This window comes from Nitratidesulfovibrio vulgaris str. Hildenborough (assembly GCF_000195755.1).
GTDB lineage: Bacteria > Desulfobacterota > Desulfovibrionia > Desulfovibrionales > Desulfovibrionaceae > Nitratidesulfovibrio > Nitratidesulfovibrio vulgaris.
In genome coordinates this window covers 1,303,424-1,315,479 of sequence record NC_002937.3, presented here as the reverse complement: position 1 = coordinate 1,315,479, position 12,056 = coordinate 1,303,424, and the positions used below count along the sequence as shown (strand labels likewise).

At 64.6% G+C, this 12,056-nt stretch carries 8 protein-coding genes; 5 read left to right on the top strand and 3 right to left on the bottom strand.

What is annotated here, in order from left to right; translation table 11 throughout:
* Positions 1–338: 338 nt before the first annotated feature.
* Entirely contained in the window at positions 339–2,096 is a 1,758-nt protein-coding gene (locus tag DVU_RS05780) for a YcaO-like family protein (RefSeq protein WP_014524333.1), read from the top strand.
* A 167-nt stretch (positions 2,097–2,263) separates the two neighbouring features.
* On the opposite strand, the gene DVU_RS05775 is transcribed toward DVU_RS05780, so the two are convergent.
* Both DVU_RS05775 and DVU_RS05765 read right to left on the bottom strand, forming a co-directional pair.
* Positions 2,264–2,791 carry a hypothetical protein gene (locus tag DVU_RS05775; RefSeq protein WP_010938518.1) on the bottom strand — a complete coding sequence of 176 codons (528 nt, stop codon included), beginning with the start codon at positions 2,789–2,791 and terminating at the stop codon, positions 2,264–2,266.
* A 222-nt stretch (positions 2,792–3,013) separates the two neighbouring features.
* Positions 3,014–3,838, bottom strand: coding sequence for a nitroreductase family protein (locus DVU_RS05765; protein WP_010938516.1), 825 nt, complete (start codon positions 3,836–3,838; stop codon positions 3,014–3,016).
* A 166-nt stretch (positions 3,839–4,004) separates the two neighbouring features.
* On the opposite strand from DVU_RS05765, the gene DVU_RS05760 reads away from it, so the two are divergent.
* Together DVU_RS05760 and DVU_RS05755 are read left to right on the top strand one after the other, a co-directional pair.
* A complete protein-coding gene (locus DVU_RS05760) occupies positions 4,005–6,200 on the top strand; it encodes a hypothetical protein (RefSeq protein WP_010938515.1) in 2,196 nt (731 codons plus the stop codon).
* A gap of 53 nt (positions 6,201–6,253) precedes the next feature.
* The gene (locus DVU_RS05755; protein ID WP_010938514.1) at positions 6,254–6,553 is read left to right on the top strand and encodes an MTH1187 family thiamine-binding protein; all 300 of its coding nucleotides are present in this window, start codon (positions 6,254–6,256) and stop codon (positions 6,551–6,553) included.
* Between the two features lie 330 nt (positions 6,554–6,883).
* On the opposite strand, the gene DVU_RS05750 is transcribed toward DVU_RS05755, so the two are convergent.
* Entirely contained in the window at positions 6,884–8,293 is a 1,410-nt protein-coding gene (locus tag DVU_RS05750; RefSeq protein ID WP_010938513.1) for an MATE family efflux transporter, read from the bottom strand.
* A 677-nt stretch (positions 8,294–8,970) separates the two neighbouring features.
* On the opposite strand from DVU_RS05750, the gene DVU_RS05745 reads away from it, so the two are divergent.
* Entirely contained in the window at positions 8,971–9,585 is a 615-nt protein-coding gene (locus tag DVU_RS05745) for a phosphatase PAP2 family protein (protein ID WP_011792502.1), read from the top strand.
* Entirely contained in the window at positions 9,582–11,774 is a 2,193-nt protein-coding gene (locus tag DVU_RS05740; RefSeq protein ID WP_010938510.1) for an ArnT family glycosyltransferase, read from the top strand. Before DVU_RS05745 ends, DVU_RS05740 begins: the two co-directional genes overlap by 4 nt.
* Positions 11,775–12,056 lie beyond the last annotated feature (282 nt).

The window sequence follows — 12,056 nt, the reverse complement described above, 5'->3', positions numbered from 1 at the left end:
CCACCAGCCCCTCCGGAGGAGAAGCGCCCCCCGGAAGTCCGCCCCCCTTCTACGGCATATCCTACCCGTGCCACTACTCGCGATTTACGGGATGTGCCCACTGTCATACGACCCCGGCAACGTGTAGACAGGAATCACGATGCAAGGGCCGCTGGCCCGGAACATCGCCGACACAGCCCCCGGAACACCCGCCCGAGAACGGCTCCCCCTTTCTGCCGCCGTTCTCGGGCGGGTCCATTCATGCAGCCGCACCTTCTGCGGGTGTGGCAGCCACTCCGCAGTTTTCAAGAGAGCTTCCATGCGCTATGCCTCGCGGACGACACACGACCGGAGGCAACATGTCAGCATCCACACGACCGACATCACCGCTGGCCTACAGCTACACCCACACCGGAACCGAAGCCACCACGGGCTACTTCTCGTGCGAACCGCCGCAGGACATGACCATGGAGCAGGCGCTTGCATGGCTCGCCGTCCACCCCATGGACGACTTCATGCACAGGCACCTGCTGCGCCGACTGGGCGAGATGAGCCCCGAGGAACTGGCGAAGCTCGGTCCAACGCTTCAGGCGTCTCCTGTTCTTGAGGCTCTCTTCTGCGAACTCTGCGCCCTCGCCCCCGAAGGTTCGCCCCTGCGGGCAACCCTCACGGAGATTCTGGAGGGGTTGCCCACCACGTCAGAGGCCTCACCTGCCGCCATCGCCGAACGATTGGGCGCCTACACCCCGCTTCCGTACATCGGATGGGCGGCACTCCCCGACAGGGAACTGCATCAGGCGTGGTGCCGTCTCTTCTCCGACAACATCCAGAATCACAGGATGCTGCCCCACCCGGAGGACAACGACCTCGCGCCTCTCTACGCCGATGAAGAGCCCGCGACGCGGCCCGACCCGCCCATCACCGCAGTCCATGCCCGGCTGGCAGCAGCCCCCGGGACCCCATGGTCACGCCCGCCTGCCCATGAGACAGCCCAGAAGGCCCTTGAGGTGCTGGTCGAGAACGACATCATCGCCGGTGTCGAGATGCGCCACGAAGCGTCGTTGAGCCCCATCGCCCTGCTCAGGCGCTGGCGTCTCGACCTGGGGGTACGCAATGGCGGCCTCGCCTACACGCTGCGGGGCGAGGCTACGACCTACGGTCGCGGCCTTTCGCTTGCCGACGCGCGGGCCTCGTACGCCATGGAGATGGTCGAACGCGCAAGCTCATACGCCAATGTGGGCCCCGAGGGGATACTGGGCCTCACACGTCAGCAGCCCCTCCGCAAGGCACGCTACTCCGAACTTGTGGCCGAAGGTCTTGCCGTGCTCGACCCCAACGCCATCCCTCTTGAAGTGCCCTATCGCGACCAGCCCATCCACTGGCTGACAGGACACGCGAGCGAAGCCAACGGGAATGCTCCCACACTGGTGCCCGCCCAGATGGTGTACCTGTTCTGCAACCTCGACGAGGTGGCCCTGTTCACCTCGTCCAGTTCCACGGGGCTGGCTTCGGGCAACACCCTTGCCGAGGCGAAGGTCGCGGCACTCACCGAGATTCTCGAACGTGACGCGGAGGCGACCACCCCCTACGACCGTGCACGCTGCTTCCGGCCCGCCACCGACGACCCGCTTCTGAGGTCACTGCTCGAAGACTATGCGGCACGAGGCATCCAGATACAGATGCAGGACATGACCACGGAATGGGGCATCCCCTGCTACACCTGCTTCGTCATGAGCAGCCGAGGCAAACTGGCCCGCGGTACCGGTGCGGGGCTCGATGGCAGGCGCGCCGCCATCTCGGCACTCACCGAGACCCCCTACCCATACCCCCGAGGCGGGGCTTCGGGGCCGGGGCTTCGCGGACTGCCCGAACGCAAGCTTGAAGACCTGCCCTCATTCACGCTGGAGTCACCGGAACGCAATCTCGCCCTGCTCGAAGAGACGCTGGCATCGACGGGGCACCACCCCGTCTATGTCGAACTCACCCGTGCAGACCTGGGTCTGCCGGTGGTCAAGGCCCTCATCCCCGGTCTGGAATTGACGGCCGACTTCGACGACTGCACACGCATCAGCCGTCGCCTCTACCGCAACTACCTTCGCATGGGCTACGACATCTGACGCCAGCGCACGCCCTCGCATCAGTGCACAGAACGTCGCACGCTGCGTGCGCCCCGCGACGACACGAAAAGGCCGGGGTGGTTGCCCCGGCCTTTCATCATACAGACATTTCGCAGTCTTGATGCAGCGTTCAGTGCGCGTGCCCGGAAGGACGGCACGCCTCGTCGTCAGGACATGATGCCCAGACTCTCCAGCACGTTCTCAAGCATCTCGTCGGGGGTCTTGCCGTCGGCAATGGGGTGCTGCATCACGCACATCCCCAGCGCATCAAGTTCCATGGCCTCGCGGCAGAAGGCTTCGGCCGACTCGCCCGAAAGCCCCTTGGACGCGGCGATGCGTGCAGGATTGACCATGAGATGAAAGACCTTGCAGGCACGCAACGCAGCGCACACGGACGCATCACGTAGCGAGGTCAGGGGCGGCACAAGGACGAACCCTTCGCCGGAACACGCGTCGATGACGTCTTGCGAGGCGGCGGTCTCGGCAAGGATGCGTGCTTCAAGGCCCAGACGGGATGCGGCAAGGCTTGCAAGGGCTTCCGTCCCTTGTTCACGCATCCCCAGCACCACCAGCCGCGCAACAGGCGCAGCCGTAGTCCCCCGTCCTCCGGGGCCGAACACCATGGTACGTTCGGCGTCAGCCACATCGGCACGTTGCTGCATGAATCCAGTCGTATCGAAACGTTCGCGGCTCATGAAATCTCCCTGCATCGGTCTATCAGCGTTGCGAAGCCGGGGCTATGCCCCTCCGGGGTGAAGACATGCCATGCCGCGCAGGTTGTGCCGTCTTCGGCACTGATATGGCGGACGGCAAAGCGTGGACACTGGCACAGTAGTCGGGGCTGTCCCTTCTGCACATACGCCCCGCGGGTTGCTTGCCGTTGCGACATGCAGACGGGACCGGGAAGTCCCCTTCTGTCACTTCCAGTCGATGGCAAGTGGCTTGCGCCACGGCAAGCGGCGATAACGGAAGCGCGCGTAGCCCATCATCTGACCACCGCAGACCCGCGCATCCTGTGGCAGGCCGAGGGCTTCGCGCAACGGGCCGTAGGCATTGGCCGCATAGGTGAAGTACCCCGCCCAGCAACAGCCCACACCATGGGCATGGGCAGCCAGTTCAAGATAGGTGAGGGCCACCGCACAGTCCACCTCGGGCCATGTGGCCGCGGGTTCCGTCCACGCGACAGCAAGGTGTGGCGCACCTCGAAGGATGAGGTCCTGCCCCTTGCGCCAACCGGCGATGAGGCCCGCCACATTGAAGCGTCGGGCGAGCTCGGGGTTCTCCTTACGCACCTCGGTCATCCAGTCCACCACCAGTTCCGCCATCTCGCGCACGGCTGAAGGCGTCTCCACCATCACCCAGTGTACCGGCTGTTTATGGCTCGCACTGGGAGCCCATCGTACGGTCTCCATGATCTGGGCAAGCTGGTCGTGGGGAACAGGCGTATCGCGAAAGGTCCTGATGGAGCGCCTGCCGCGCAGGAACTGTTCGGCCTGACGCGCGTCGATGGCGAGGCTCTTGTCCACCGGCGTGAACGCCTCTATGGGCATGTCTTCAATACGCACGGCACCGTGGGGGCAGACGGCGACGCAATGCCCGCAACGGATGCAGACCGATTCGGCCCCGTCACGCATTTTGGGAACGCCGCTGTCCCGGTCGGAGATGATGATGTGGATGGGACATTCGGCTATGCAAATGTCGTCGCGCTTGCAACGCTGCGCATCGACTTCGAAAAAGGCCATTGCTTCCTCCGGGTGAGATATCGCTTCGGAGTCGTGACTCCGCGACTTCTCTACCCCAAGCGGGCGTTCTCTCCAAGCCCTCTACTGTGCGTTTGAACAACATCTGGAAGACCACCCCTTTACAGGATTGAAGGCGTAAGAGTAGGTTGCGCGAGATGGAGGACCCATGCCGTTACGCCCACCACATCCGATACTGTCCCCCGCGCGCCTGCCTGAACCGCTGCTCGCACTACGGCTCACACCCCTGTTCGTGCTTTCGCTCGTGCTTCTTTCCCTGTCCCTCGCCGGCTGTGCCGGACAGGCCCCCCGAAAGGACCAGCCCGTCCTCTCCGGCGGGTCGGGGACTCTCGGCAGGGCCGACCCCGGTTTTCTCCAGTGGCTTGAACGACAATCCCTGCTGGGGGCCGCCCCTGAAGCCGCTGTCGTGGTCTCAGGCAGCGAGATAGGCTGGCGCGCGCCCGGCAGCCCCCCTGTCCCGTCACTGCTTCTGACCGAAGCCGACATGTGGCTGTCGGTGGAACCCCGTCTTCTGCTCACGGGCGGCAAACGCTCTGCGCTGGAAGAACTGGCGCAACCTCCGGTCTTCGAAGCGCTACGGGCATGCGGCATCCGCGGTGTCTACCTTCGCGCGGCAGCCGAGGCGGGCGCCGTGTGGGGCTATGACCGTGCCGCCACCACCACGGGCAACGACATCACCGGACACGGATTCGCCGAAGATGTGGGAACGGAAGAGGATTTCTCGCGTCTCGCCCATACGGCATCGAAGTCACGCACCCTTCTCGCCTCCGACCTCGTGCCGGCTGCAACGGGCCTCGGTCCCGACTTCTTTCTCGCGGCACGTGGCGTGCGAGACTACCCCGGACTGTATTGCGCCATAGAGATACCCCGCGACCTGTGGGGGCTGCTGCCTCCGCCCGAAGGCGAATGGCGGGGCGTAGCCCTTGATGCGTCACAGACCTCTGCCCTTGTCGAACGTGGCATCCTGCCCGCACGACTCGCCCGCGACGCGCTGGTGTGGGCCGCCACGGGAGGATGGGCCTCCACGGGAGAGGTACGCGGGGCGGACGGCACCCTCAGACGGTGGGTCTACCGCTTCCACCAGAAACCAGGACGCCCCGTCCTCAACTGGAACGACCCCAGCGCGACAGCCCGCCGCACCCTCTCCGCCAGTGCCATCAGGCAGGTGGGGTTGCGCCGTCTCCCGCTTGTGGGGCTCGAAATCGCACCACTGGCAGGACAAGAGGCAGGAGGCGCGACCGTGTCGACAGCCCCCCTGCCCGAGGCGGCACGCAGTCTGGGTCGCGAAGTGAGGCGTTACGGCGGATGGACATGGATGCGCGACGTGCTGCCCTTCGCCGACCTTCAGGACATCATGCCCGACGGCCCTGACTTTGCCACCTCGCCCGTCACCACCACGACGGTGGAACACGCCCTGCTGACCGAAGACGCCTCGGCCCTGCGCGACTGCATCGACAGTGCCCTCGAGTCCGGCCTCGAATTCAGACGCTTCGTGAACACACTCCCCTCGGCGGATGGCATCGACTATTCCCTGCCACAGATGATGGCGGCGGGACACCGCCCCCTCTCGCCCGGCGGGCTTCCGGGGGCCGTGCTTCAGGCGCACATGGTGGCGGGGGCGCATCGCCGCATCGGGGCATGGGGTGAACAGGCACCCTTCATAGGGGATGTGCTCTATGTCAACGCCACCACACTCTCTGCCATCGCCGCAGGGTTCACGCCCGCCCAGGCTGCTGCGGATGAGAACGTCGTCGCCATCGTCCGCAATCACCTGTTTCTGGCCGCATTCAAGGCGGCGCAACCCGGACTGTTCATGCTGCCCGCCGACAACCTCGCGGGCACGTTGCCGCTGACGTGGGAACATGTGGCACTGCGCCCGGAATCATGGCGCAAGGAACAGGCAGCCAGAGGGGCATGGTCGCCCATGCCTCCCATATCAGGACTTGCCATCACGCGTGGCGGCGTTCCACGCGCCCCTGCGGCCTATCCCCCTGTGGTGGTGCAGAAAGGCATCGAAGGGTCGTTCGTATCCGGCATGGCACGTCTTGCGTCGTTGCGGACTGCCACTGGTGTGGCGCAGGGCATCGTCGTCGCGCGTCCCGCCACCCGGGGTGAAGGCTCGGTCGCCCTGCTCACCCGTCTGCCCGGCGACCGCGGGCACATCCTCACCATCGCCAACTTCGCCGCGACGCCGACGACAGAGCACATCAGGCTGGAAAGGACATGGAACCTGGATGCCGGTACCCGTGGCAAGGACATGCTCGACGAGACCTTCACGTCGATGGGAACGGATATGCAGATTCCCATGGCAGCCCGGCAATGCAGGGTGATTCTACTGCGCTGACGGTGGCAGCCTGACTCCGGCACCACATGACTACAGACGAGAGGACGAATGAAATGATGGGTGTCATCGCCGAGATCGCCATTTTCCCCATGGACAAGGGCGGCAGTGTCAGTGAATGGGTGGCTAAGGCCGTTTCCGTCATCCGGGCAAGCGGCCTGCCGCACAGTTTCGGCCCCATGGGCACATGCGTCGAAGGCGAATGGGAGGCGGTCATGCGCGTCGTCGACCGATGCTACCGCACCCTCGAGAAGGACTCCGACCGCCTGTACATGACCCTCAAAATCGACGCACGCCGTGGTGGAGACGGCAGGCTTTCACAGAAGATGGCTTCCGTAGAGGACAGGCTAGCCTGAACGCCTCGCAGGGCGTGCAGCCGGAGTCGAGACATTCCGGTTGACGTGACAGCCTGCAGGCATGCCCCATCGCAGGATGCGGCTGCCGTCAGGTGTTGGAGCATGTTCTTCCCGAGAGTGCGCAATGGTGCGTCACGGGACGAGACGGGGCACAATGTCGCGGCAAGGGGTTGCCCCAAGAGCACGCAGACCAAATGCAGCCTCCGCCTCCTGTTTCATACGCCAGCATCCTTTGCCGGCTTTCGCCAACCCGCAACAGCACGTTGCCATCAACAAGGGGAGTGTGCCCGAAGGCGCACTCCCCTTGTACAATCAGACCTCGATGGATCGTCAGGCGGGATGGACAAGGCGCAGCTTCCGCCACCTGCCCAGGCGAAAGCGGACATACGACGCCACCGCCAGTACCGAGACATACACCGAGAACACCAGCCACAGCGAATCGAGACTCCACCAGCCGAGGGCGCGCAACGCATACGCCGGGATGATGAGCACGAAGATGCACCCCACCGTCATGTTCCACATGACGAAAGCCGTATCTCCGGCCCCCTTGAGTGCTCCGCAGAAGATGATGGTGAGGCTGTCGAACAGGCAGTAGAAGGCGACGTAGGCAAGCAGCCTCGCCGTGGTCTCCCGGATGTCGGCATAGGCCGCAGGCGTGAGGTTGTCCGGCCTGAAGAGGTCGACCAGCGGCCCCGGCAGAAGAACGAAGACCAGAGCCAGTGCCGTCATCCACGCCATGGCCACATGCAGGGTACTGCCCGTGGCACGGGCCGCGCCATCCGGGTCGCCGCGCCCCATGGCCTGCCCCACCATCGTACCCACCGCGATGTTCAATCCCACCGTGGGCAGGAATGCGACGGAGTTGATGGAGAAGGCGATGTTCGTCGCCGCCAGCGCCACCTCGCCAAGCGTGCCCACGACGAAGACGAACCACGTCACCGCGAACAGTTCCATGAAGAAGTTGACGCCGCTGGGCAAGCCATAGCGCATGAGCCTGCGCATCATGACTGCATCGAAACGCCACTGGCTGCGCACCCCGAACCGGGTTTCATGGTCGCGGTTGAACACGGCGATGGCAAGCAGCACGGCCGTCACGCCCCACCCCATGACCGTGGCCACGGCAGCCCCTGCGATACCCATCTCCGGAAAGAACCACACTCCGTTGATGAGCACGTAGTCCAGCGGCACGTTCACCACCGCTGCCGCGATGTTGGCCAGCATGACGGGCCGGGTGCGTCCCCTGCCCGAAAAGAAGGTTCCGAGACTGTTGCCGACCAGCGACAGCACACTGCCAAGCTGGAGGATGATGAAATAGGTCTCCTCAAGGCGCTGCAACTCGGGCGCGTGTCCGGCCAGCGAGAAAATGGGCTCTGCCAGCAGGCTTGTCATGGCCAGCAGACCTCCGAACACAAGACTGGCGATGAGCGATTGCCAGAGGACTCCGCCGACCCGGTGCGGCTGCCCGGCACCGATGTACTGGGCGATGAACACGCTGGCATAGCCGGTCACACCCATGCAGGTGAGCAGCAGAAGCAGCGAAGCCAGTCCGGCGGGCAACGCCGCGGCAATGGATTCGACGGAATAATGACTCAGGAACAGACGGTCGGTGAACTGCATCACCGTCGTGGAGGCCATACCCGCCACCAGTGGCAGGCCGATGTGCAGGACCTCGCGATACCCGCCCGGTTCGCGCCAACGCGCGCGGACTTCCGCGAAAGATGAAGGGAACTTGGAAGACATGGATACCTTGTCACGGCCTCAGCCGTGCTGTTTCGACGTCCACTGCCACCCCGGTGCCGCAGGGGGCACTCATCCGGTACGGCAGGGCCATGACCGGCTGACGGGGCATGAACGCCCGCAAAGCGGGGGATTTGCCAGCGTCTGGATGACGCCCCCCCGAAGATATTTCGTAAGACCCGACCTGAACGGTCGGAACACGGGTCATCGGCAAAGCCGGACGGCCCACGATAGGCACTGAGGGGAAGGCCCCGTCCCCGCCCTCACGTCGTCTCTCCGGGCAGGACACAGAAGAAGCACCCGCGCAGCAGCGCGAGGGACTTCTACCGGGGCCGGTCGGTGAAAACAGGATGAGCGAGTGCCGCTATGCTCTAGTGTGCCCCGCACGATGCGTCAAGTCGATGTCAATGCCATACTTCAGCCCGCAATGCCACCCGGCGTCGCCGCCATCGGGACATGATGCCGGATGTGCCATCACCATGCCGGATGTGCCATCACCATGCCGGATGTACCCGCTTCAGGCGGGCAGTCCTAGCATCAGACCGGAAGTCCAAGCATCAGGCGGGCAGTCCTAGCATCAGGCAGGGTATCGCCATACGGTCTCGCCCCCATGCAACCCGGTCTTCGCACCGTCTGCTATGCTCTTTTCTTCCGCCTCGTTTGTCCCTATAGTCCGCCGGATGTCACGCCCCACCATTCTTCCCGCCTACATACTTGCCACCCTGCCCCTGGTCATGGCGCTACTGGCAACAGCCGTCTCCATCGGAACAGGTGACGAGGTCGTCAACTTTTTCCGACAGTACCGGCAGGCGCATCCTGCACTGACGGCGTGCATGCAGGTCATCACCGACTTCGGCAACCCGCTGCTGTATCTGGTCTACGGTGCCATCTTCTTCAGGGCGCGCAAGCGCGGAGACAGGCATGACATGCGCTTTGTGGCCGTTTACATCGTCGTGCAGCTGCTGGTGTCGTTCCTCGCCGTACGCATCCTCAAGATAGGTTTCGGCATGCCAAGACCCGGCACCGAAGGCCCCGCTATCCCCTTCAGCTTCAAAGGGGTTTACAACTCCTTTCCATCGGGGCACACCACAGAGATCGTGGGCGCGGTCGTTCCCCTCGCATGGCGGTGCAAGGCCCTGCTCCCCACACTGGCTCTCGGCATATACATGGGCATCGTGGGCTATTCACGAATCTACCTTGGTATGCACCATATCACCGATGTCTTCGCCGGTCTGCTGCTGGGCAGCGTGGCCGCATGGATCATACACCGTCTAGCCGACAGGACTCCTTCATGAGCGAACAGCAGGACATGAACGAACCCGCGTCAGCCACGCTGGGCACGACCTCCGAAAGCAAGGGGGTTGCCTCTTCCGGCAGCAACGCAACCGCCGCACCTTCCGGAACGACCGACACCCCCGGTGCGACCACGCAGAAGGCCTCGCAGGCGACAGCTACAGCTTCCGGCACTCCGCAACGCAGCATGGCAGCACGAGCATTCGACCTGCTCGCCATATTCCCCCTGCTTCCCCTCACCATTCTGCTGGTGCTGCAGACCATGGGCGGCTTCGATGCCCGCGCGCTCTGGTTCTCGGATGAAGTGCGCCACGCCGACGTTTACCAGAACGTCATCGACGCCGGTAAGTGGCTCGTGCTCCAGCTCAATGGCGTGCCATACCCTGACAAGCCTCCGGTATACTTCTGGTTTCTTGCTGCACTGGACATGATTCCCGGTGTCCGGCCGCCCATGCTCTTTCTGCTGGGGGCTGCCGTATCCGGGCTTGCCGTCCTGTGGGCGACCTATGCCCTCGCCCGTGCCACCGGCAACGACAAGGCCACGGGACTTGCCGCAGGCCTCATCCTGCTTTCGGGCTTCTACTTTCTTGGCGTGACACACTACGCCCGCATGGACCTGCTCTTCACCGCCGTCATCACCCTCAGCCACCTTTGCATGTACAAGGGCTGGCGTCGCGAAAGTGCTCCGGCATGGCTCATCGCAGGCTATGCCCTCGCCGCCGTGGCGACTCTCATCAAGGGGCCGCTCGGCCTTGCGTTCCCCGTGCTCTCGAGTGTGCTCTTCGTCCTCTGGCAGGGCAAGGTGCGACGTCTGCACAACCGTGACGCCGTTGCTGGTTTCGCCGTGATGCTGGTCATCCTCCTCGGCTGGGTGGCTGCGGCGTGGATGACAGGTGAAAGCGAGTACCTGCGCAACATCTTCCAGGACCAGATCGTCAAGCGCGCCACTGCCACATGGCATCACGCACAGCCATGGTGGCACTACCTCGCCACCTTCCCCGCCGCGTGGCTTCCGTGGACGCTGCTGCTGCTCACGGCACCGTGGGGACGCGTCCTGCGCAACCCCGTCCGGGACGCCCTCGACACCCGCAAACCCGAAGGACTGGGAACCGCCTACCTCTGGATAAGCCTGCTCAGCGGTGTGGCCCTGCTTTCGGCTGTCAGCATCAAGATCGTCATCTACCTGCTGCCGCTCTTCCCCATCCTCGCCATCATCACCGCACGTTGCCTGCTGCGGCTTCCGGCAACGAACAGCAGGGTCTTCTACCTTCTGGTGAGCCTGCTGCTCTTCATTCTCGCCGTCGGTCTCGGCGCCGTGGCAGCCCTGCCGCTGCTGCCCGGTTCGGTGCGCGATGCCCTGCCTCCGCAGGCGCTGGCATTGCTCGACATCGTCGCGGGTGCCCCGGTGCTCGGTGGTGTGTGTCTCATCTTCGCCCTGCTCCTGTTCAAAGCCACCGACCGTAGCCAGCCTCGCGGGGCCCTGCTCACGCTGGTGCTGTTCACCACCGTGTTCGTCCAGCCCATGGCACTCTACACGGCCCCTTCCCTCGACCCGGTCATGAGCCCCAAGGCACAGGCCGAAATCATCGGTGCCCATGCGAAAGAGGGCTATCACCCGTTGAGTTACCGCGTGTACCCCGGAACCTACACGTTCTACGCCGGGACACAGCTTGAGGAGATAACCCAGCGTGACTGGGCCCTTCTCGACGCCGCACTGAGCGCGCACCCGCGCGCTGTCATCGCCATGCGTCTTGACGACTGGGAACAGTGGCCGAACCGCCCTGCCTCCGCCCGCGAGATACAGCGCCAGTGGATCGTCGACAGGCAATTCGTGGTCGTGGTCACCGAATCGGCCGCCCCCGATGCCGCTGCTGCGACGCCGGAGGGCGCGCCCGTCCCGACCGTGGAAACCCCGGCGGCTGCGGGCACAGAGGGCCATGCAGTACCCGACGCAGCACCCGCCCCCGCTGTGCCGGTTGAAGCCCCCGCATCGCCTGCCGTGGAGACTCCCGCCACGCCCTCGGCATCGCCCGCCCCCACAGATGTGGCACCCGCACCGCAGCCCGAGGCCATAACCGCCCCCGACGCGGCCGCCCAGGACCAGCCCGCACTGCCCGCCATGCCGGCACCACAGCCTGTCGCCCCGCAACAGACCGGGAACGACGCGACAGCACCCGGCGCTCCCGAGTAGTACGACCACAGGATGGAAAGCCAAAAGGCCCACGGGTAGTCCCCGTGGGCCTTTTCCATTGGCAAGACAGCCAGCCTCTTCGGCGGTGCCCCCCCGTCATCGGCGGGGGAAGCCAGCAGCACATGATGCCCACATGCCGGTGTAGAGATACGGAAGTCGACTGCGATGCGGTGGCGTCATCGAAGGCAACGGAATGAGGCAGGTACGGCGATGCATTCGGAGGCATCCCTCCGCATGAGGCAACGAAACCACAGGACAGGCGACCGAGAGAACGTGTGCGCC